At 64.4% G+C, this 19976-nt stretch carries 21 protein-coding genes; 4 read left to right on the forward strand and 17 right to left on the reverse strand.

Annotated elements, in window-relative coordinates; translation table 11 throughout:
* Positions 1 to 86: 86 nt before the first annotated feature.
* Entirely contained in the window at positions 87 to 1394 is a 1308-nt protein-coding gene (locus tag C8C89_RS03380) for an integrase family protein (RefSeq protein WP_133988882.1), read from the reverse strand.
* 413 nt (positions 1395 to 1807) lie between these two features.
* On the opposite strand from C8C89_RS03380, the gene C8C89_RS03385 reads away from it, so the two are divergent.
* On the forward strand, positions 1808 to 2014 hold the full coding sequence (locus C8C89_RS03385; RefSeq protein WP_034753599.1) for a dodecin: 207 nt from the start codon (positions 1808 to 1810) through the stop codon (positions 2012 to 2014).
* A 15-nt stretch (positions 2015 to 2029) separates the two neighbouring features.
* On the opposite strand, the gene C8C89_RS03390 is transcribed toward C8C89_RS03385, so the two are convergent.
* On the reverse strand, positions 2030 to 2341 hold the full coding sequence (locus C8C89_RS03390) for a hypothetical protein (RefSeq protein ID WP_101483495.1): 312 nt from the start codon (positions 2339 to 2341) through the stop codon (positions 2030 to 2032).
* 114 nt (positions 2342 to 2455) lie between these two features.
* On the opposite strand from C8C89_RS03390, the gene C8C89_RS03395 reads away from it, so the two are divergent.
* Complete coding sequence (locus C8C89_RS03395; protein ID WP_133988883.1) at positions 2456 to 2752, forward strand: hypothetical protein; 297 nt, start codon at positions 2456 to 2458, stop codon at positions 2750 to 2752.
* Between the two features lie 196 nt (positions 2753 to 2948).
* On the opposite strand, the gene C8C89_RS03400 is transcribed toward C8C89_RS03395, so the two are convergent.
* The 14 genes from C8C89_RS03400 to C8C89_RS03460 all read right to left on the reverse strand — a co-directional run bounded on the left by C8C89_RS03400 (position 2949) and on the right by C8C89_RS03460 (position 15955).
* Complete coding sequence (locus tag C8C89_RS03400) at positions 2949 to 4016, reverse strand: LytR C-terminal domain-containing protein (protein WP_133988884.1); 1068 nt, start codon at positions 4014 to 4016, stop codon at positions 2949 to 2951.
* Between the two features lie 11 nt (positions 4017 to 4027).
* A complete protein-coding gene (locus C8C89_RS03405) occupies positions 4028 to 4966 on the reverse strand; it encodes a type II secretion system F family protein (RefSeq protein WP_101483492.1) in 939 nt (312 codons plus the stop codon).
* Between the two features lie 15 nt (positions 4967 to 4981).
* On the reverse strand, positions 4982 to 5959 hold the full coding sequence (locus C8C89_RS03410) for a type II secretion system F family protein (RefSeq protein WP_101483491.1): 978 nt from the start codon (positions 5957 to 5959) through the stop codon (positions 4982 to 4984).
* A gap of 13 nt (positions 5960 to 5972) precedes the next feature.
* Positions 5973 to 7319 (reverse strand): CpaF family protein, encoded by a 1347-nt coding sequence (locus C8C89_RS03415; RefSeq protein WP_101484810.1) that lies wholly within the window; start codon positions 7317 to 7319, stop codon positions 5973 to 5975.
* A 50-nt stretch (positions 7320 to 7369) separates the two neighbouring features.
* Positions 7370 to 8539 (reverse strand): AAA family ATPase, encoded by a 1170-nt coding sequence (locus tag C8C89_RS03420; protein WP_101483490.1) that lies wholly within the window; start codon positions 8537 to 8539, stop codon positions 7370 to 7372.
* 56 nt (positions 8540 to 8595) lie between these two features.
* Positions 8596 to 9204 (reverse strand): TadE/TadG family type IV pilus assembly protein, encoded by a 609-nt coding sequence (locus C8C89_RS03425; protein ID WP_166674666.1) that lies wholly within the window; start codon positions 9202 to 9204, stop codon positions 8596 to 8598.
* The gene (locus C8C89_RS03430) at positions 9194 to 9676 is read right to left on the reverse strand and encodes a TadE/TadG family type IV pilus assembly protein (RefSeq protein WP_133988886.1); all 483 of its coding nucleotides are present in this window, start codon (positions 9674 to 9676) and stop codon (positions 9194 to 9196) included. The genes C8C89_RS03425 and C8C89_RS03430 overlap by 11 nt, the downstream gene beginning before the upstream one ends.
* A complete protein-coding gene (locus C8C89_RS03435; RefSeq protein ID WP_166674667.1) occupies positions 9673 to 11103 on the reverse strand; it encodes a pilus assembly protein TadG-related protein in 1431 nt (476 codons plus the stop codon). Before C8C89_RS03435 ends, C8C89_RS03430 begins: the two co-directional genes overlap by 4 nt.
* Positions 11093 to 11395: a hypothetical protein gene (locus tag C8C89_RS26890; protein ID WP_166674668.1), complete on the reverse strand. Its 303-nt coding sequence runs from the start codon at positions 11393 to 11395 to the stop codon at positions 11093 to 11095. The genes C8C89_RS03435 and C8C89_RS26890 overlap by 11 nt, the downstream gene beginning before the upstream one ends.
* Positions 11396 to 11411: 16 nt before the next feature.
* Positions 11412 to 12848 (reverse strand): type II and III secretion system protein family protein, encoded by a 1437-nt coding sequence (locus C8C89_RS03440; RefSeq protein WP_133988888.1) that lies wholly within the window; start codon positions 12846 to 12848, stop codon positions 11412 to 11414.
* An 18-nt stretch (positions 12849 to 12866) separates the two neighbouring features.
* A complete protein-coding gene (gene cpaB / locus C8C89_RS03445; protein WP_133988889.1) occupies positions 12867 to 13721 on the reverse strand; it encodes a Flp pilus assembly protein CpaB in 855 nt (284 codons plus the stop codon).
* Positions 13718 to 15091 carry an ATP-binding protein gene (locus C8C89_RS03450; protein ID WP_133988890.1) on the reverse strand — a complete coding sequence of 458 codons (1374 nt, stop codon included), beginning with the start codon at positions 15089 to 15091 and terminating at the stop codon, positions 13718 to 13720. The genes cpaB and C8C89_RS03450 overlap by 4 nt, the downstream gene beginning before the upstream one ends.
* A gap of 93 nt (positions 15092 to 15184) precedes the next feature.
* Positions 15185 to 15718 carry an A24 family peptidase gene (locus C8C89_RS03455; RefSeq protein WP_101483483.1) on the reverse strand — a complete coding sequence of 178 codons (534 nt, stop codon included), beginning with the start codon at positions 15716 to 15718 and terminating at the stop codon, positions 15185 to 15187.
* 54 nt (positions 15719 to 15772) lie between these two features.
* A complete protein-coding gene (locus C8C89_RS03460) occupies positions 15773 to 15955 on the reverse strand; it encodes a Flp family type IVb pilin (RefSeq protein WP_101484809.1) in 183 nt (60 codons plus the stop codon).
* Positions 15956 to 16436: 481 nt separating this feature from the next.
* Here C8C89_RS03460 and C8C89_RS03465 point away from each other — a divergent pair, with 481 nt between their 5' ends.
* A complete protein-coding gene (locus C8C89_RS03465; protein ID WP_101483482.1) occupies positions 16437 to 17483 on the forward strand; it encodes a GGDEF domain-containing protein in 1047 nt (348 codons plus the stop codon).
* Here the strand turns inward: C8C89_RS03465 and C8C89_RS03470 are convergent.
* Positions 17480 to 18706, reverse strand: coding sequence for an HD-GYP domain-containing protein (locus tag C8C89_RS03470; RefSeq protein ID WP_101483481.1), 1227 nt, complete (start codon positions 18704 to 18706; stop codon positions 17480 to 17482). The genes C8C89_RS03465 and C8C89_RS03470 overlap by 4 nt on opposite strands.
* Before the next feature lie 138 nt (positions 18707 to 18844).
* Here C8C89_RS03470 and C8C89_RS03475 point away from each other — a divergent pair, with 138 nt between their 5' ends.
* Complete coding sequence (locus C8C89_RS03475; RefSeq protein ID WP_101484808.1) at positions 18845 to 19786, forward strand: LysR substrate-binding domain-containing protein; 942 nt, start codon at positions 18845 to 18847, stop codon at positions 19784 to 19786.
* Positions 19787 to 19976: the final 190 nt, after the last annotated feature.

The raw sequence follows: 19976 nt of genomic DNA on the forward strand, positions 1-19976 counted from the left end.
AAAATAGGTGCTGCAACCAGGTCGGTGAAGGAGCCGACTTTTCCCCCGCTAAAGGTAGGCTGCAGCGTAAATCGTGCCCAATACGGTCAGGCTGCCGATACTACTCTCAATTCTGCTGGCGCTGGTTGGAACTGGATTGCCGCTTGTTCCAACATCCATTCTTCTATTTTAACGTGCCATTTCCGCAGCAGGTCCAGCGGGCGGCGGATGTAGTTCTGTTCGCGGACGCCCTGGGGCGCATGGCCTTGAATTTGCGCAGCGATTCCAGCCGGCGTTTCGGTCCACTCGCTCAACGTTGCAAAGCTGCGGCGCAGGCCATGCAAGGTCAGGTGCGGCAGGCCGGCGGCAGCCACCGCCTCGTTATGGGCAATGCGTGGCTCGGCCAGCTTGCCCGACTCGGCGCTGGTGCTACTGAATACCCACTCATTCCGGCGCGGCAGCGCGCCCAGCAAGTGGGCGACGTAAGGCGTCAGCGGCACCATGCGGAAGTCCTCCACCTTGTCGCCCAGCTTCATACTACCCCACTGGAAATCGACGTCGGCCCAGCGCAGCCCGGCCACCTCTTCGCGACGGGCTCCGATCAGCAGCAGCGTCTGCAGGTAGGCGGCGATGACAGGATTTCCTATCTTGCGAACCCCATTGAACCACGCTGCCAGTTGCTCGCGCTGCAGCAGGTCATGCTTCACCTTCGGTTTACCAAGTATCTCACGTGCCTTGGCACTTTTGGCTGCGTTTCTGGTGACGATGGCCGAGTAGTGCGGATGGGCAGCGCACCAGTTCAGGAAGGCTTTTAGCAAGCGCATGGCCAGTCGCGCGCTGGACGGGCGGGTCTGAGCTTCAACTTTCGCCCATGCCTCGATTCGCGCATCGCTCAAGTCGACAAGGCGCTCGGCGGCAAGGTCGGAAAGTGGGCCCGCTTTGGTCGGTTTTGGGCTACGCTTGCGCCCCTCCCCTCCAGCCTGAATGATTTTTCGATGCGCAGAAATTTGATGCTCACCCCAGTGTGGCGTGCGCTCCGCGACGTAGACAGGCCACACGGCGCCGAGGGTAACGGAATCCCGCAACGCGGCGGCCGCTGTCTCGACCTTTACTGCCACCTGCGCTGCATGCTGTTCAGCACGCACCAGGCGCGGGTCGATGCCTTGGTCGGTCTGCGCCTTGTGGCGCGTGGCCTCCGCCTGCGCCTTCCCTACCGTCCACGTCCGGATGTCGCCAATGGTGATGCGGATGGTTTTGCCCTCCAGACGAGTTTCGAAGATGTAAGAACGCGCGCCGGCGGCGGTCACGCGCAGTCCCAAACCTGGCGTTTTCGCATCCCACATGATGCTCTGCTGCTTGCCGACCTCGCATTGAAATGCGGCCACCCGGTCAGCCGTGAAATTAACTTTCGCCACCTGTCTGCTCTCCCTTGTGTAGGCGCCATGTAGGCACTGTGTAGGCAGATTCTATCAAATTAGGGGAAAGTATCGGCAAGTCTGGTCGCTGCCAATATGACAAAAAAGAGCAGTTTCTCCTATGACAGAGGTACTCTTCAGTATGGATGGGAAACTATCGGGAATCAAAATCCCAGCGATTTGTAATCATCAGGTGGCCAGTTCGAAACCGGCAGTCGCACCAGAATTCAGTAGGAAATCAAAGGGTTACAGGCTTCGGCTTGTAGCCCTTTTTTCTTTTTTCCCTTCTGCAAACCACTCCCGTGACGCCTTGCTGCACCGCGCAATGACGTCCAGCGCGTTTAGGCGCACTATGGGCACTTGCTAGCGAAGAATTAACTCCGATGTCTGGCTTGCCTACCTGGGGGAACATCATGTCCGCACACACTTACAAGCTGATCGAACTGGTCGGCACATCGACCGAGAGCAGCGATCAGGCGATACGCGATGCCATCGCCAAGGCGGCGCTCACGGTCAAGCATATGGACTGGTATGAAGTGACAGAGTCACGCGGGCATATCGTCGATGGCAAGGTGGCGCACTTCCAGGTCACGCTGAAGGTCGGCTTCCGGCTCGAATAGCACCCTGCGGTGCATTCACCGCCGCCCGGCCGCTCCCCGGCTCTCCAGCCACTCCCGGCCGCCGGCCTCCAGCGCGGCCTCAATGACCTTTTCTGGCAAGCTGTAGACGGTCGCCCAGCTGGCGCGGCCATCCTGCGTGTTGGCGGGAAAGCTGTGGGTTTCAATCGGCCAGTGGTATTTGCGTTTGAGCGCTTTGACGATGGCGGCCAGGGAGACGCGGCCTTGCAGGGGTTCGGTGCCGGACTGGTCGCGGTTCGACAGCAGCACGGCCAGGACCTGGCCGCGGCCCGTGCGTGCGCCGGGGAAGGTGGGGGTTTTGTTTGCCATGGCCTATTTTACCGGGCAATTATCGGACGAGATGCGATGTACCGCAGCTTTGATATGGCGCAAGCGCCGCTCCGGCCGCCAGGGCCTTTTCGTCACGGGGCACGGGCGCCTTTCATGCACAGCCTGACCATCCATGCCATGCAATGGCAAGCCCCTGCCGATATTTCCGCCATCGCCCCGCTGCAGGCCGTAGCCCCGGCCCGCTTTCGGACATTGCGCGACGTACTGCAGCGCGATTGCGCACGCGACCGCTTTGGCATTGCCCTGATTCACCGCCACGTCGAGATCGGCGACGACGAGGAGCTGATGGAATACACGGATGTATGGCAGCGCACCTTGACGGTAAAACCTGTCAAGAAAAGCGACATCGACTGGCAGCGCACGACGATTACCAACTGGAAATTGACGTAAGCCGGGGAAGTGGCGCGCATCGTTTGCGGTTGCGCAAGCAATTCGGCTGGCCACCTGCTTATCATTGCGGCGCCTACGGCCTGGCCGTCAACGAGTTGAACAATTTCCGCATCACCACCAGCGCTTGCACGCTGTCGCTGGCCGGCGCCAGCCGACATAGCAATCGGCATGCTCAAAACACGCCAGCAAAGGCGTTTTAACCGAGCCGTGCCAGTGCCTGGCGCGCCAGCTGCAATTGCTGCAGATAATAGCGGTACAACATGGCGGGGTCACTCAGGTCGCGCCCCAGTACCAGGCGCAGCTCGCTGGCAGGGCAATCCGCGGCCTGGGTCTGCACCTTGGCACCCAGCTGGCGGGCCAGCTGGCGCGCCGCCTGCTCCTGCGCGGGCCGGTATTCGATGCGCGTGCGCGCCACCTGAAAGCTGTTGGCATTGGCCAGGCGCACCACCTGCACGGGGCCGCCGGCCAGGCTGCGCGCCAGCGCGGCGGCCATGCCCGGCACCCCGTTGCCATTCACAATTTCCAGGCGCGGCTGCGGCGCGCCGGCCGACGGCATGGGCCGCAGCGGCACCAGCGGTAGCAGGGAGCTAGCGGGCAGGCCGCGCACGCGCCGCAGCTGGGCCATGCCATCGCTCTGCGTGATCTCCACGCGCGCCATGGCGGGCACATCGTGCACCGGCGCGGTCGCGGGCACCAGCTGCGGCGGCGCCGCGCCGCGCAACAAGGCCATGTCGCGCCGCAGGTCGTGTTCCTGCAAACTGGCCGCCTGGCGCCGCATGAGGGCGGCGCGCTCATGCTGTCCCAGCCGTTCGAGCACCTGCGCCAGATGCCGCCAGGCCAGCGCATTGAGCGGATCGAGCAGACACGCCTGTTCCAGCGCAGTCAAGGCTTGCGTATCGCGCCCGCTCAGAGAATAGGCATGGCCGAGATTACTGAACAGATAGGCCTGCTGCGGCCGCGCCATGCCCATTTCCTGTATCAGCGCCTGCCACTGGGCGATGGCCGCGTCATATTCGCCACGCTGCGCGTGCAGCACGGCCAGGCCGTTGCGCGCATTCACGTGGCGCGGCGCATGGCGCAGGACTTCTTCATAGGCCGCTTGCGCGGCGGGCAGGTCGCCCCGCTCGAAATGCTGGCGCCCCGCCACATAGGCGGCATCGGCGTCAGGCCAGGGCGGTACCGGTATCTGGGCCAGTTGCGAGGTACAGGCGGCCAGGCCCAGGCATGCACAGGCGGCTGCCAGGCGGGAGAGCATCAAGCGCATGGAAACTCCTTTCAGCGGCTGGCCATGGCCGGCACGAGCACGCGATAGACTTCGATCACGGCCGGCCCCATGAGCACCAGCATCAGGGTGGGAAAGACGCAAAAAATCAGCGGGAACAGCAGTTTCAGGGCGATCTTCGCTGCTGCCTCCTCAGCCAGCAGGCTGCGCTTGCTGCGCAGGTTTTCCGAATGCACGCGCAGTGAATCGCCCATGCTGGTGCCGAAGCGCTCCGATTGGATCAGCATGGCGACGAGGGTATCGACATCGTCCACGCCGCTGCGCAGGGCCAGGTTGCGCAGCGCCTTTTCCTTGGAAAAGCCGGCGCGCATTTCCATCAGCACCAATTGCAATTCCTGCGCCAGCACCACGCTTTTGATGTGGATTTCGCCCGACACCTTCACCAGCGCGCGCTCAAGGCTCAGGCCCGCTTCCACGCACACGGTCAGCAAGTCGAGCGCATCGGGGATGTTTTCGAAGATGTCGCGCTTACGCCGCCTGGCCGTGTCGGCCAGCACCAGATTCGGCAGGTAATAGCCGATGGTGGCGCTGACGCATAGCAGCAACAGCAGCACGCTGCGCAACTGTGCCGCCATGGCGCTGGCCGCATACAGGCCCAGCACGGTGGGAAACAGCAGGGCCAGCACGGTTTTCGCCGCAAAGTACAGGGCTGGCGCGCTCGCTTGCCGCCACCCCGCGTTCATGAAGCGCGTGCGCAACGGCGAACGCTCCCAGCCCTCTTCCGGCAGCGACAGCTTGCTGAATGGCTGCGCCACGCGTGCCACCCGCTCCACCCAGCCATGGTCGGCCACCGCGTCGCTGGCCGCCGGCACCATGGCGCCAAACAGGCGCTGGCGCAAGGTGCCGGGAAAGAAGATCAGCCACGCCAGCAGGGCCAGCGCCACAACCACGACGAAGACAATCACGAGAAACAGCAGTTGCGAACCGTTCATGCCACCCCCCTGTTGTTATATCCTGATACGTATCACATTGCGCATCCAGACCACGCCCAGCGCCACCATGCCGGCCGCGTACCACAGCAATTTGATGCCGGCGGGATCGGTCCACAGCAGGCGGATGTATTGCGGGTTGACCACGGCCATGACGCCTATCATCACCACCGGCATCAGTCCCAGCACCCAGGCCGACATGCGCCCCTCGGCGGACAGCACGCGCACCTGCCCCAGCAGTTTTAATCGGGCGCGGATGATGCGCGCGATGCTGATCAGCACTTCAGCCAGGTTCCCCCCCGATTCGCGCTGCACCAGCACGGCGATGACGAGGTAGCGCAAGTCCGTCAGCGGAATGCGCACCGCCAGGTTTTGCAGCGCCTCGTTCATCGGCACGCCGTAATTGATTTCTTCGTGCGCCATCTTGAATTCGCCGCTGATCGGCTCGCTCAATTCATCGCCCACCATCTGCAGCACATTCGAAAACGAGTGGCCGGCGCGCAGCGCGCGGGCCAGGAAATCGGCCGCTTCCGGCAATTGTGCCTCGATCTTTTTCAGCCGTGCCGCGCGCGCGCGCAGCACGAACAGCCACGGTCCGCTGACGGCGCCAGACAGCAGCAGCAAGGCGCCAGGCAAGGGCATGGACCAGACCGCCAGCAGCAGCAAGGCCGCCAGCAACAGGGCGCCGGTGACGCCGATGAATTGCGCCACCGACCAGGACAAGCCCGATTGCAGCAGCAGGTGGTCGAGCTGCGCCGCCTGCGGCGCGCGCCGCAGCAAACGCTCCAGGCCGGGCGCACGCGCATAGCGGCGCTGCTTGAGGATGGAGACCCGCTCCTCGCCCGCCTCGCCGCGCGCGGCCATCAGCCGCAAGCGCCGGTTGATGCGCCGTGCCGCGCTGCCATGCGTACCCGCCCACCACAGCCAGGCGCCTTCCACCATCAGGATGCAGGCGGCGAACAGCAGTACGGCAAAGCCGTAGAACACCAGGTCCATGATGCGCCCTCCCTTATTCGTAGATGCGATCCGGGTCGAAGACACTATCGGGCACCGGTGCGCCAAACATGCGCAGGCGTTCCGTGAAATGGGGTCGCACGCCGGTGGCGCAGAAGTGGCCCTGCACCTTGCCACCGACGTCCACGCCCGTCTGCTCGAAGCGGAAGATTTCATGCATGGCGATGATGTCGCCTTCCATGCCCGTCACTTCCTGCAGGCTGACCAGCTTGCGCGCGCCATCCGTCAGGCGCGACACTTGCATCACCACCGTCACGGCCGAGCAGATCTGCTGGCGCGTGGCGCGCGGCGTCAGATTCACGTTGGCCATGCCGACCATGTTTTCCAGCCGCGCCAGCGCATCGCGCGCCGTGTTTGAGTGGATGGTCGCCAGCGAACCCTCATGGCCCGTGTTCATCGCCTGCAGCATGTCGAGCGCCTCCGCGCCGCGCACCTCGCCCAGGATGATGCGGTCGGGGCGCATGCGCAGCGCGTTGCGTACCAGCGCGCGCTGGCTCACTTCGCCCTTGCCCTCGATGTTCGGCGGGCGCGTTTCCAGGCGCACCACGTGCGGCTGGCGCAGCGCCAGTTCGGCCGCATCTTCGATGGTGACGATGCGCTCGCTGCCGGGAATGAAGCCGGACAGCACGTTGAGCAGGGTCGTCTTGCCGCTGCCCGTACCGCCCGAGATCAGGATATTGACCTTGGCCTGGCCCAGCGCCTGCAGCACCTGCACCATGGGCGGCGTCAGGCTCTTGTAGTCGAGCAGGTTGGCGATGCTCAAAGGCTGCACGGCAAAGCGCCGGATCGACAATATCGGGCCATCGACGGCCAGCGGCGGAATGATGGCGTTGACCCGGGAGCCGTCCGGCAGGCGCGCATCGACCATCGGACTCGATTCATCGACGCGCCGTCCCACGCGCGAAACGATCTTTTCGATGATCTTCATCAGGTGCGCATTGTCGTGGAAGGTCACGTCCGTCAGTTGCAGTCGCCCGCCCCGCTCGACATACACCTTGTCGCAGGTATTGACCAGTATGTCGGACACGCTGGCGTCGGCCAGCAAGGGTTCGAGCGGGCCAAAGCCCAGCATCTCGTGCTGTATGTCGAGCACCAGGCTATGCCGCTCATGCTGATTCAGCACGATGCGCTCTTCCTCGATCACGCGCTGCACCAGCAGCGCCAGCTCGTGCTTGAACTGCTCCGCCGTCAGGCGCTTTAACCGTTCCAGGTCGATACGGTCGAGTATCGTCTGGTGCATGCTCTTCTTCAGTTCCTGGTAGGCGTGCAACGCCAGCGCCCCTTGCCCGTTGCTGGCGGGGCGCACCGTTTCATTCGCCGCCAGGCGTTCGCGTAAAGTCATCTCGGCTCCCATGATGGCCCCCGGCGGGAGCCTTGACATATCTCCGTGTCCTAGGCCTCGCTGCGGCTGAACAAACGGTCGAACAGGCCGCGGCTTTCCGTCACGCGGCGCGCCGTCACCAGCTCTACCAGCTCGGCCAGGCTGCGCGCGACGGCGCTGGCGCGCGACAGTTGCAGCAGCGGGATGCCCTGGTTGACGGAATCCGTGGCGGCGATGTAATCGTTGGGCACCGTATGCACCACTTCCGCGCCCAGCGCCTGCTCCAGGTCCACCAGGCGCAGGCGCCCGCCCTTTTCATAGCGGTTGACGATCAGGCGCAAGCGCTCGCCCGGATAGCCGAGCGAGCGGAAGATATCGAGCAGTCGGCGTCCGTCGCGGATGTCGGGCAAGGCCAGTTGCAGCACCGGATAAATGGCGTCGGCGTTGTCGAGCGCGCGCAGCGACAGCGCATCGATCTGGCGCCCCACGTCGAGCACGATGTAATCGTAATGCTGGCGCGCCACGGCCAGGATGCGGTCCATGTGCTCGGGCTGCATGTCGACTTTGTGCGCGGGATCGTCGGCCGCCGCCAGCACGCCGAAGTTCGGCGTCACGTGCACCAGGCACGAGGCAAGAAAGGCGCCATCCATGCGCGCGATCTGGGCGCAGATATCGGACAGCGTCATGGCCGGTTTCTGGTCCGACACGTACAAAGTGGCGTCGCCGAACTGGCCGTGCAGATCGATCAGCAGCACCTTGCAGCCGGCCAGGCTGGCCAGCGCGTAGGAAAAATTCGTCGACAAAAAGGTGGCGCCGCTGCCACCCTTGCACGAGATGAAGGCCAGCACCTTGCCGTCGCGCATCTGCGTCACGCCGGCCTGGATGTCGACCCTGTCCATCGCCTCGTGAAAGGCCTTGTGCACCAGTGGCAGCTGCAGCACCTCGCGCATGCCGGCGCGCATGGCGCGGATCAGCACATCCTGCTGCTGGCCACGCGTGAGCAGCATCAGCACGGCCAGCGGATACTGGCGCGCCAGGCGCTCGAGCAGATCGGCTTCCTCGGCGTCGATGCCGCTGGCGTCGACGATCACCAGCTCGGGCGCTTCGGGCAGCATGCGCTCGACGGCGTCGCGCAGGCCGCTGCGCCGCTCCAGCAGACGCAGCACCGGCATGCGGGCCGCGCCTTGCGCGGCGATTTCATCGTGCAAGCTGGCGTCACGGCTAATCATCAAGGCTTTCATCGCACTTCCTCGCTTCTTTCAGATCAATACAGTCGGCTGCCAACGTCTGGCGGCGCTCAGGGACAGAAATTCGGGTTGTCCGGATAGCCCAGGGCCCCGGCCACCGCCATGGTGGTCCCGCTGGGCAAACGCACGGCCCCAGCGCCGGAGGGCAACATCATCCCCAGCAGGGGCAGGACGGGCCGGTACGGCACCCTCTCGCAGCGCGCGCCATCGCCCGGCACGCACAGGCGCGCGCGCACGAAGCGGATGCAGCTGGGGCCATGCGGATCGTCCAGGCAATTGATGCGGTTACGTTGCGGACAGCCTGGCATCACCGTCACCGGCACTGCCGCCAGCGCGGCGCCGCCACTGCTCTCCGACAAATAATCGATGTGCACATACGCATCGCTGATGCCGCCACCCAGCGGCAGCGCGCCCGGCGTGGTGCGCAGCACGGCTTGCGTGCGCACGGCCTGCAGCGCGCCGGCATTGCTGAAATCGGTGACGGCGGCAGCGCGCGCCGCGCGCCGGGTGATCTCGTGCACCATGTTCCACACGTACACGGCGCGCGCCACTTCCAGCATCGCAAACAGGAAGAGGAAGAAGAGCAGCGCCAGCATGGCGAATTCGACGGCGAAGACGCCGCCCTGGCGCTGTCGGCAGGAGCGCAGCTTAATTGACATAACGCAATGTCGCATTGGCACGCAACGGTATCGGCGCCAGCTGCGGCAGCCACTTGCGCGTCAGCTCAGGCAGGAAATCGACCGGCATGTCCACGGTCACCTTGATGCGTACCTGCAGCGGCGCCGTCGGGTAGCTACCGCAGCTAAAGGACTCGTCGACATACACGCAGTCCACGCTGACCCGGGCGGCCTCCATGTGCGGCCAGCTTTCCGCCATCGCATCGACCACCATCTGACGGGAAAACGCGACTCCCTGGGTTGCCGTGCCGATGCTGCCCATCTGCGGCAGCGGCATGGTCGCCATGTAGCGCGCCGCGTCATGCACGCTTTTTTGCAAGGCCGTGTACACCAGCAGCGCGCGGCCGAACAGCAGCACGAAGGGCAGCAGTCCCATGAAAAACAGCAGGATCAGCGCCAGCTCGATGGCGGCGACACCGCCTTGGCGACGTGGCGCGCGGCGGCGCGGCGTCATTGCAGCAGCTCCGCCGGGCCGATCAGCGATCCCTCGTTCGCCAGGCCGGCAAATTCGGCGCTCAGCACGCCATTGCTGGCCGGCGCCGTCATGAAGAAGCGGCCGATACCGCGCACCTGGGCCAGCACGTCACTGCCGGCCGGCAAGGGGCAAGCCAGCAGCGCAATGTGCAGCAAACGCCGCTGCGCCACACCCGTGTTGCCGGCCGGCGCCGTCTGGTAAGCCAGTGTCAGGTAGGGTGACCTGTCGATGGGGTAGCCGGACTTGGCAGCCGGGGCGGCCGGGGCAGCGGGATACAGCTTGGGCCAGTCGCTGGTGGCAAACGGCACATAGCCGCCGGCTGGCTTCGGGTTGCTGTACCTGGCCGCCCTGGAAAACGACCACAGCGGCCCGTAACTGCCGATGGCGGGCGGCGTCGCGTTCGATTCCGGATCGGCCACCGACAGCAGCGGGTTGCCGATGCTCAGCGCGCTGGGCGCATCGGGCGTATTCGTCATCCACCAGTTCGCCGCCGTATTCGGATACGCGCGGATGTTCGTGTCGGGCGGCGCCGTGACAGGATGGCAGCCGCTGCCCGCATGCTGGTTGAAGCGCGCATTGAAGGCCGGCCACAGCGCGGCGGGAAAGGGCCGGTGCACATGTACCCGGGCGTTCCCGATGCGCGGATACAGCACGCTGCCGCCGCAGACAAACGGCAACACGCTCAATTCGCTGACCTGCAACGATGGTCCCACCACGCCCGGCCGGCCCAGCGGATTGAGCACGAAATGTTCGGCCGTCGGGCCATGCGGATTAAGCTTCAACAGGTTATACGCCACGCCACGCCGAAAGCCATATTCCAGCAGCTCGACGGCCGGCAGCAGGGCCGCATTCGTGCGCGCGCTGGCGGCACTGCCCGACAGGGCGCAGATGGCCAGCGGCGTCAGGTGCAGGCTGGTCCGCCCCGCCACGGCGCGCGCGCCCGTTTCCAAGGTGCGCAGCGCCGGCGACCAGGCGCCCAGGAACGCCGTCGCTACCCGCCCCAGCGACGGGTCATTGGCCTGCGTATCGACGCGCACGAACAGCGCCGTGGCAGGATCGGGCAAGGCGCCCGCCGCATGCCACTCGCTGGCGGGCGCGTCGGGCGCGCTGGCGAAACGAATGCTGGCATCCGACAGGATCGCGCCCTCCATGCGGCGCCGCCATACGCTCCTGTCAGCCGCACTGTGCTTGGCTTTCGTCACGGCCGCAGCCAGACCCTCTGGCGTGCCCACCAGTTCCGCCGCCGCCGCCATCGCCGCGTTGTCGGCCAGGTTCTGCAGTTCCGTCTTGCGGCCGATGACCTGCCCCACATCGAGCGCCAGGCCGATAAAGCCCAGCACCACAATGAGCAGGATGGAAAAGGCGATCAGCATCGCCCCGCGCTGGCGCTGGCGTCTATTTGCCATTGCCGCCTCCCAGCATGAATTGCACCGGCTGCGGCGCCTGGCCGTTCGCTTCGGCAAACGAGGCGCGGTAGCGCTGCATGACGGCGTGCGCGCTGGAGCCATCAAGGCCATCGGCCGGCGTGCGATTGCCGGCGCTGGCGGGATCGCGCACCTGCTGCGCCATGGCCAGGCGCACGGCGTCGCCGAAGCGCCGGTCCAGCTGCGGCGTGCTGCCGTGCGCGCAGGCGACCAGCTGCAGTGCCAGCAGCAGCGACGCCAGGCGCCGCAGCGACATCAAAAGCGAGTTCGGCATGGCATGTCTCCCCATCTCATTTCAACTCGAAACCGTTGGCTGCGCGCAGTGCCGGCAAAGGCGGCGGCAAGGACGGCGGCGCCAGCGTCCCTTCCATCTTGCCGCCCAACATCAAGTCCGTGCGCGAAGGGGGCGCCAGTTGCGCCGTCGGCAGCACGGCACCGGCCGGCAAGGGTTTCACCAGGTGCGCGGTAATGACGAACAGCAATTCCGTGCGGTCATGCTGGAAATCCGTGCTGCGAAACAGCGCACCGAGGATAGGCACTTCGCTGAGCCAGGGCACGCCCGTGATGTTGCTCACCTGGTTGTTCTTGATCAAGCCGCCGATGGCGTAGCTCTGGCCGTCGTACAGCTGCACCGTGGTCGAGGCGCGCCGCGTGGTGATGACGGGCAGGATCGAGCGCCCGCTGACGCCGGCGGCGGAAATGCCCACTCCTTCGCGCGACAGTTCCGACACTTCCGGCGCCACCTTCAGATTGATGCGCCCGCCCGACAGCACGGTGGGAGTAAAACGCAGGCCGACGCCATACTCGCGCTCTTCCAGGGTAATCTTGTTGTTGTCCTGGCCGACGGGAATGAAAATCTTGCCGCCGGCCAGAAAACTGCCCTCTTGCCCGCTGATCGCCATCACCGTCGGCTCGGCCAGGATGCGCACCAGGCCATTCTGTTTCTGCGCCTCGATGGTCAGCTGCTGGCCATTCGATTTGCGCACGTCGAGCAAGCCGTTGGCCGTGCCGCTCAAGAAATTCGACAGCAAAGTGGTGGCCCAGCTGCCGGAAGCGAAGCGCAAGGTGGCGCCCACTTCCAGGCGCTCCAGCAGCGACTTCGACACTTCGGCGATCTGCACGGCCAGCATCACTTGCTGCGGAGCGCTGACGTCGAGCATATTGATGACGCGGCTGTTCGCGCCGCCAGCGGGCGCCGTGGCCGCCACAGGCACGGCAGCGCCATCGGCGGGCTTGGGCAGCGTCAAGGGAGCAGTGGCGCGGCGCACATAGGCGTGCGCCAGCTCGACGGCGCGCAGCACGGCGCCCGCATCCTGCACCGTACCCGACAGCACCAGGGTGTCGGCCACGGCCGTCACGCGGATGGCTTTTTCTTCCGGCATGAGTGCCGCCAGCGTCGATTGCAAGCCGGACGGGTCCATGCTGACGCTGACGTTCACCACGCTGCACACGCCGCTGCGTCCCTGGATGATCATATTCGTGCTGCCAACGTCGACACCCACCACATACAACGTGTCGGGCGCCACCAGCATGGCTTGCAGCACGGCCGGATTGCCGACGCTGCGGGCCAGCACTGCCTCGGGCAGGCGCAGCATGCTCGACTTGCCCACCTGTAGCTGCAAGTTGCCGGGTGTAGCCGCTTCCCCGCCGCAGCGCGGGCCAGGATCGGCCGCCGCACCGGCAAGCGGCGACAGCAGGCAGCACAGTGTCAGCAGGGCGCGGTTCATGAGCGTGTCCATGGTTGGCTAAAAACATTCGCGCGACTGGCGCGTCCCGTCGATGACGCCGCTGCACTGGCGCGGTGGCGGCAACAGAGCCTTCGCCACGCGCACAGGGCGCGGCGCCAAGGCAAGCGAGGGGGCGGCGACAGGCGCGGGCTCGGCTTCGTACGCTCCTCCCAGCAGAGTCAGCTTGGTGGCGCCCGCCGTCACGCCCGGCTGCGGGTCGACCTGATTGCGCAACACCAGCGACAGGCTGCCCACGCTGCGCGCCAGGTCCAGGTTTTCCGCCTGTTCCGGCGTCACTTCCAGGGTCACCGCATTGACCACACGCGGCTTGGTCTCGTCGCGCCCCACTTCCTGCGCCACGGCCAGCACCAGGATGCGTTCGAGGACGATCTTGGAAATATTGTGGCTTTGCGGAAAGGCCCGGTCGCCGGCATCCTGCTGTGTGCTCACGATGATGTCGACATAGTTGCCCGGCAAGGCGAAGCCGGCCACGCCGATCACGTCGTTGACGCGCACGGTGATGGCGCGCCGCCCTTCCGTGATCAGCGCCGACAGGCCGCCCAGGGTGCCCACGGGTGCCAGCTTGACTTCGCTCAGCGGTTCGCCGCGCAACACGCTGGTTTTCAGCACCCGTCCCGCCAGTTTTGCCGGGTCTTGCAACGCGCCCTGCGGCAAACTTTCCGCAGGCCACTCGGCCAGGCGCAGCATCTCGGGCGTCAGACGCTGGCCCAGGTTGACATCGCTGGCGGCCACGACGATCTTGCCCTTGCCGGCCGGCGTCTGGCGCAGCAGCCAGTGCGAGGCCAGCAGCACGGCCAGCAGGCCCAGCACCACAGCCAGACCCATCATCAAGAGGGCGCGCCGGTTTTTCATGCGATACGCTCGCACAGGCTGGCGGCCGGCATGTCGCAGCTGGCAAACAGGCTGCTCCAGGCCTGTTCCAGGGCGGCCACCGTCAGGCGCGCTTCGCAGCCGGCAAAGCCGGCAAAGTCGCCTATGCGCGCCAGCAATTCACCAGGATAGCTGGCCAGCAAGGGCCGTCCCTGCGCGCCATGCAGCTGCAGCAGGTGGTTCAGGGCCCGCTCGTCGATGGCCATGCCGGCCAGGCGGCATCGCTGGCGGAACAGGGCGCGATAGGCGCTCTCGGCCAGCGGCCCCACCTGCACCTTGTAGCCGATGCGGCGCAGCAAGGCGGCGTCAAACAGCTCGCCCGGCGGCACATTCGTGGCCAGCACCAGGGCGTTGTCGAAGGGCATGCTGATCTGCACGCCGCCGGGCAGGCCCAGCTGATCGCTGCCCCGTGCCAGTGGCTGCATCAGCCACCTCAGCAGCTCTTGCGCGCCCAGGCGCTGGCGGCCCAGGTCGTCGATGATCAGCATGCCGTTGTTGGCCCGCACATGGGGCGGCGCCTGGTAGCAGCCGCCGCTGGCGTCATGGCGCAGCGCCAGCATGCAGGCGTCGAGCTCGGCGCCCATGTGGATCACGGGACGCTGGCACAGCACCCAGCGGATGTCGGTGCTGCGCCGCTCCAGCGCCTGGCGCGCATGGCTGGCCTGCTGTGGCGCGGGCGGCAGGTGCTGCGCCGGATCGTACAGCTCGATGATGTCCTGGCCGACAACAATGGCGTACGGCACGGTCACCAGCCCGTGCAGCAATTGTCCCAGCTGCAGCGCCAGGGTCGACTTGCCGCTGCCGGGCGGACCGTACAGCAGCAGCGAGCGCCCCGAATGCAGGGCCGCACCCACCACGTCGAGCATGCCCGGCCCCGCATGGGCGCTGCCCAGCACGGCCGCCAGGTCATCGCTGCCGACGCGCTGTTCCTGCGCCAGCCACGACTGGCGCGCCACCATGGCGCGGTACGCTTCCAGGGTGACGGGGGCGGCGCCGATATATGCGCAGCGCTCGAGGAAGGCGCTGGCGCGCTGCTTGCCGGCACCCGTCAACTGGTATTGCACGTCGATCTCGGATTCGCCGCGCCAGGCCACTTCGGCCATCTGCTCGGCCACCATGAAATCGAGCACTTCCCGCAAGACATTGATCGACAGGCGCAAGCGCGTCGTCATTGCGGACAGGTGCGTCTTGCCGCTCACAAACATCAGCTTGGCGATCAGTTCAACCACCAGCGGCCGCTCCAGGCCCGTTTCGCGCAAACTCTTCGGCTGCGGCGGCAAGGGCGGCATCAGGTTCGCGTCGGTGGGGCGCGGCGCACGCTCGCCGCTCATGGAATAGTCGACCTCGGTCATCCTGTGCCTCCAAGCCGGTTAAGACTGCATTGAACAGAATTCATTCTAGCCAGCGGGGACCGTCGCCCATTGATTCAGAGCAATGAATGACAATCAGAAATAATGGCGCCCCTGCACCACCAGACAGCCCAGGGCAATGGCCAGTCCGTAAGGCATGTTGCCCACGCTGGCGCCGCTATCCAGCGCTGCAGGCGCCAGGGGAATGCCGGCCATGCGCGCGATTACCGGCCACAGCAGTTGGCGCAGATTGCCCAGGCAAACGCGCCACTTGCCCTGGTAGGTAATCATCAGCACGGCCATCAGGCCGCCCAGCACAAAGGTGGCGAAACAGATCAGCAGCACGGGCCACGGACCGGCAAAAGCACCCACCATGGCGATCAGCTTGACGTCACCGGCGGCCATGCCGCGATGCACGTATAAAGGCAGGAACAGGAAGAAGCCCGTCGCCATGCCGCCCAGCCACAACGACGGCACGTTTTGCGGCCACAGCCACAGGTGCAAGGCCAGCGCGGCGAGGATGCCCGATAGCACCAAACCATTGGGTATCTTGCGGCGGATCAGATCACTGACGGCGGCCCCCGTCACAAAACACAACAACAGCAGGTCGCACAAGGCGGCTGCAGGCATGGCACACCTCCTGAAAAAAAACCCGCCACCGGCCGGCCAGCGGCGGGCACCCGCTTAGGGCGTCAACACCAGGTTCGACGAAATGTCGGTGAGGACGGCCAGCAGGTTGGTCTTGATCAGCAAGAAACCGGCCGTGATGGCGGTAGCCATCACGGCCGCAATCAAGCCGTATTCGATTGCCGTAATGCCATCCTCATCCTTGATAAACTGCTGTACTGCCGACAGGAAGGTATGCATGACTAGCTCCCAAAAGTGAATCACAAGTCCCTGGCGCAAGCGGGTGTGAAACATTGCCCATTCCTGCTAATATGTTTCCTGCCGTAAATTTCTGCGCCATTGCATTGACTATAAAGCGTCCACGATTTGGCAAATTGACGCGCCACAAGTTTCCATATGGAAATTATCAAACCTTGTTGAAATGATGGCTGGCGCAAACAAATGTTGCGATCAGGATTGAAAGCCTTCATCAAGGCAAATTTTTTGCAACGTAGTGCGTGAATCTCATGTATTTACATGAAATATTGCATACGTTAATTGCCTATTAGGCAAAAAGACTTTATCCTGCTTAGTTCTTCTTTGGAAAGGCCTCTCGCCCTGCGGTAAAGAGCGTCATGCCACCAAATAATTCTTGGCTTCTTGTAGACGGACGCGAACATGCTCTTGCTTGATGCAATGCTGGTATGACGACACTTGTGTGACTACTTTCCAGAGAACGACAATGGATTCCCTACTGAAACACATGGTGGACATGACCGGGCACCGCGACCACACGATGCTCGACATCTCCGTGATCTCGGCGGTTCAGGAACTCGCTTCCGCGTCGCAGACCCGTGTGCTGGCACTGACCACCGTGCGTGGCCAGGTGTTCGTGCGGTCGCGGGCCATCATCGTGGCCGGCAGCGTGGCCCGCATGGAAGACAATCCCGACCCGTCGCTGCCGGGCGAACCGCTGTCGGACTATCCGGCGCTGGCCGCCTGCATCGCGCGCCATGAAGCGAGCGCAGATACCCTGTGCGCCGATGGCCGGCACCTGCTGTGGCTGCCCATCTGGATCGGCGACCAGGTCACCACCTGCCTGGAAATCACCAACCCCACGCCCTATACGGGCGCCACCATCCAGGTGATTGGCGGCATCGTCAGCGTGTACCGCAATTTCCAGAACCTGCTCGACTACAGCGAACGCGATTCGCTCACCGGCTTGTTAAATCGCAAGACCTTCGACGACCAGCTGGCGAAAATCCTGCAAAGCCGCGGCGAACCGGAAGCGGAGAAGCCGCGTCCCGTCGATGAAGAACGGCGCCACCATACGGACACGGAACGGCAATGGCTGGCCGTGATCGACGTCGATCATTTCAAACTGGTCAACGATAAGTTCGGCCACCTGTATGGCGATGAAGTGCTGATCCTGATCGCCAACCAGCTGCAATCGTCGTTCCGCTCGCAAGACCGCATCTTCCGCTTCGGCGGCGAGGAATTCGTCGTGCTGCTGCGCTCGATCACCCTGGAGAATGCGCAGAGAATCATCGACCGCTTCCGCACCAATGTCGAAGCACACGACTTCCCGCAAGTGGGCAGAGTCACCGTCAGCGTGGGTTTCGTCAGCATCAACGCCTACGAGGCGCCCGTCATCATCCTCGGCCGCGCCGACCAGGCCCTGTACTACGCGAAAAGCCATGGCCGCAACCTGGCTTGCCACTATGACGAGCTGGTCGCCAAGGGTTTGCTCACTACCATTGCCTCGAACGATACGGCGGAGTTTTTCTAGGCATCCGCCAGGGAAAGAAAGCGCATGGGATCGACTTGCCACTTGGCAGCCGACTCATGGCCGACGATCTTGTCGCCGCCGCCGAAGCCTAAACCGCGCGACAGGTCGACTGTCTCGGGCTTGATGTAGGCATTGCTCTTCGTACTGAAAAACACATTCACCTTCGGCGCCAGCAGGTTGCTCTCGTGCGCCTCGATGACGACGGCCAGGCGGCCCGATTCCAGCATCACCATGGTGCCAACCGGATAGATGCCCACGCAGCGCATGAAATCCTGCGCAAACACGGGGTTGAAGTGGAATTTGCTCCATTCATAGATCTTGCGCAAGGCTTCGGCGGCGGCGATGCCCTTGTGATAGCTGCGGTCGGACGTCAGCGCGTCATACACGTCGACGATGGCAGCCATCTGCGCCAGCTCGCTGATGGCGTCACCGGCCAGCTGGTCCGGATAGCCGCTGCCGTCGCGCCGCTCATGGTGATGCAAGGCGATGTCGAGGGGAATGGCGCCCAGCTCGGGCGAACGGCACAGGATGTCGTAGCCATCGCGAGGATGGCGCTTGATCAGGGCAAATTCTTCCGGCGTCAGGGGGCCGGGTTTGTTCAGCACGCTGTCGGGCACCATCGCCTTGCCCGTGTCATGCAGCAAGCCGCCCAGGCCGGCCTGGTGCGTGGTGGCCCCATCAATGCCCCGCGAGCGGCAGAACGCCACCAGCAGCGCACACACGCTGACGGAATGCAAGAAGGTGTAATCGTCCTTGCTCTTGATGCGCAACAAGCCGACGAGGGCGCCGGGATTGCGCAGGATCGATTCGGTAATATCTTGCACCGTGTGCTGCACGCGGTCGATCTCGACGGCCTTGCCCAGGCGCACATCGGCCATCACCGTGCGCACCAGGCTAGCCGCCTGCCGCCGCACTTGCGTGGCGCGCGCCAGTTCCATGCCCAGCGACACGCGCGTGACGACCTGCGGCGGGGTGGCTATCTGCACCAGTTCGCGTTCCGTCTCGGCCCGCGCCTGGGCCACGGTGGGCGCATCCTGCACGTCGAGGCCCTTGCCGCTGTCGATCACCACGTCGTGGATGCCGGCTTGCACGATCTTGCGGATTTCATCGTCGCTGCGCAACAGGAAACGGTTGCGCACGAATGGATGCGTCATCCAGTCGCAGCTGAGGTCGTGGATGTACATGCCCACTTTTAATTGAGACGAATCAACTTTCTTGAGCATGCTGTCATCCCACAAATACACGTCTGGAGCACCGAAGGCGCTAGAATGAGTATAACAAAATTGTTATTCTGCTGGCCGCGTTCGGCGCTGCGGCGCAACACCCTGTATTTTCCGATCACCGCACCGCGTCTGGGACCCATGGAACTGCGCCAATTACGCTACTTTGTTGCCATCGTCGACCACGGTTCCCTGTCGCGCGCAGCCCTGATCCTGCATGTGGCGCAGCCGGCCCTGACGCAGCAGCTGCGCCAGCTGGAAGAGGAATTGGGGGTGCAGCTGCTACACCGCTCGGCCCAGGGCGTGCTCAGCACGGACGCTGGCAAGGTATTTTACGAACACGCGCAGGCGATCCTGAAACAGGTGGCCGACGCCCGCTCGGCCGTCACGCAAAGCGCCGCGCGGCCATCCGGCAATGTCACCCTCGGCTTGCCGCACAGCATCTCCGGCGCGCTAGCCCTGCCCTTGCTGCTGGCCGCGCGCGAACGCTACCCCGAAATCACCCTGCAGCTGACGGAAGAAATCACGGGGAACCTGAACGAACAATTGAAATCGGGCCGCATCAACCTGGCCGTGCTGTTCGACGATGGCCAGCTCACGCCGTTTGCCTGCAGCCCGCTGGTGGAAGAAGAGATGCGTTTTATCTGCCGCAGCGATTCGCCATTCGCCCCGCCAGGCCTGGCGCTGTCGTTCCCGCAGGCATTGAGCGCCACCCTGATCCTGCCGGGCCTGCAGCATGGCGTGCGTCCGCGCATCGACAGCCGCGCCCGCGAACTGGGCCTTGAGACGGCAAACGTGATCGAGATCAACTCGATCGCCATCCTGAAATCGGCCATCCTGGCCGGCATGGGCGCCACCATTCTGCCGGCCGCGCCCCTGCTGGCCGAACTGGACAGCGGCGCCATGCGCAGCTACGCCATCCACAGCCCCGTGCTGTCGCGCACGGTGGCCCTGTGCGCGTCGAAGAACATTCCCCTGACAAATGCAGGCAACGCCGTCAAAAACCTCGTGCTGCAAGTGGCCGCCGAGCTGTGCGGCAGCGGACGCTGGGTGGGGGCGCACGTGCTCTCGCCCATGGCATAAGTATTTCTTATACCCCCATCGTCAAAGCGTATTTGCCCACGCTACTGACTCGTTCTACACTGACCACATTAACTATTTTAAATTTAAAATAGTTAGGTGCCGCCCACACGCGGCCATCCCGTCTGCACAGTGCGCGCCTTACCGGGCACGCCCCTTGTACAGCCGCTATCTGAAACACCCTTTTGGAGAC

The sequence above is a fragment of the Janthinobacterium sp. 75 genome (assembly GCF_004365495.1).
In the GTDB taxonomy this organism is placed as follows: domain Bacteria; phylum Pseudomonadota; class Gammaproteobacteria; order Burkholderiales; family Burkholderiaceae_D; genus Janthinobacterium.

Excerpts from the sequence above, each read along its gene's own strand:
- C8C89_RS03385 (WP_034753599.1), top strand. The coding sequence starts at position 1,808 with ATGTCCGCACACACTTACAAGCTGATCGAACTGGTCGGCACATCGACC.
- C8C89_RS03390 (WP_101483495.1), bottom strand. The coding sequence starts at position 2,341 with ATGGCAAACAAAACCCCCACCTTCCCCGGCGCACGCACGGGCCGCGGC.
- C8C89_RS03395 (WP_133988883.1), top strand. The coding sequence starts at position 2,456 with ATGCACAGCCTGACCATCCATGCCATGCAATGGCAAGCCCCTGCCGAT.
- C8C89_RS03400 (WP_133988884.1), bottom strand. The coding sequence starts at position 4,016 with ATGCGCTTGATGCTCTCCCGCCTGGCAGCCGCCTGTGCATGCCTGGGC.
- C8C89_RS03405 (WP_101483492.1), bottom strand. The coding sequence starts at position 4,966 with ATGAACGGTTCGCAACTGCTGTTTCTCGTGATTGTCTTCGTCGTGGTT.
- C8C89_RS03410 (WP_101483491.1), bottom strand. The coding sequence starts at position 5,959 with ATGGACCTGGTGTTCTACGGCTTTGCCGTACTGCTGTTCGCCGCCTGC.
- C8C89_RS03415 (WP_101484810.1), bottom strand. The coding sequence starts at position 7,319 with ATGACTTTACGCGAACGCCTGGCGGCGAATGAAACGGTGCGCCCCGCC.
- C8C89_RS03420 (WP_101483490.1), bottom strand. The coding sequence starts at position 8,539 with ATGAAAGCCTTGATGATTAGCCGTGACGCCAGCTTGCACGATGAAATC.
- C8C89_RS03425 (WP_166674666.1), bottom strand. The coding sequence starts at position 9,204 with ATGTCAATTAAGCTGCGCTCCTGCCGACAGCGCCAGGGCGGCGTCTTC.
- C8C89_RS03430 (WP_133988886.1), bottom strand. The coding sequence starts at position 9,676 with ATGACGCCGCGCCGCCGCGCGCCACGTCGCCAAGGCGGTGTCGCCGCC.
- C8C89_RS03435 (WP_166674667.1), bottom strand. The coding sequence starts at position 11,103 with ATGGCAAATAGACGCCAGCGCCAGCGCGGGGCGATGCTGATCGCCTTT.
- C8C89_RS26890 (WP_166674668.1), bottom strand. The coding sequence starts at position 11,395 with ATGCCGAACTCGCTTTTGATGTCGCTGCGGCGCCTGGCGTCGCTGCTG.
- C8C89_RS03440 (WP_133988888.1), bottom strand. The coding sequence starts at position 12,848 with ATGAACCGCGCCCTGCTGACACTGTGCTGCCTGCTGTCGCCGCTTGCC.
- cpaB (WP_133988889.1), bottom strand. The coding sequence starts at position 13,721 with ATGAAAAACCGGCGCGCCCTCTTGATGATGGGTCTGGCTGTGGTGCTG.
- C8C89_RS03450 (WP_133988890.1), bottom strand. The coding sequence starts at position 15,091 with ATGACCGAGGTCGACTATTCCATGAGCGGCGAGCGTGCGCCGCGCCCC.
- C8C89_RS03455 (WP_101483483.1), bottom strand. The coding sequence starts at position 15,718 with ATGCCTGCAGCCGCCTTGTGCGACCTGCTGTTGTTGTGTTTTGTGACG.
- C8C89_RS03460 (WP_101484809.1), bottom strand. The coding sequence starts at position 15,955 with ATGCATACCTTCCTGTCGGCAGTACAGCAGTTTATCAAGGATGAGGAT.
- C8C89_RS03465 (WP_101483482.1), top strand. The coding sequence starts at position 16,437 with ATGGATTCCCTACTGAAACACATGGTGGACATGACCGGGCACCGCGAC.
- C8C89_RS03470 (WP_101483481.1), bottom strand. The coding sequence starts at position 18,706 with ATGCTCAAGAAAGTTGATTCGTCTCAATTAAAAGTGGGCATGTACATC.
- C8C89_RS03475 (WP_101484808.1), top strand. The coding sequence starts at position 18,845 with ATGGAACTGCGCCAATTACGCTACTTTGTTGCCATCGTCGACCACGGT.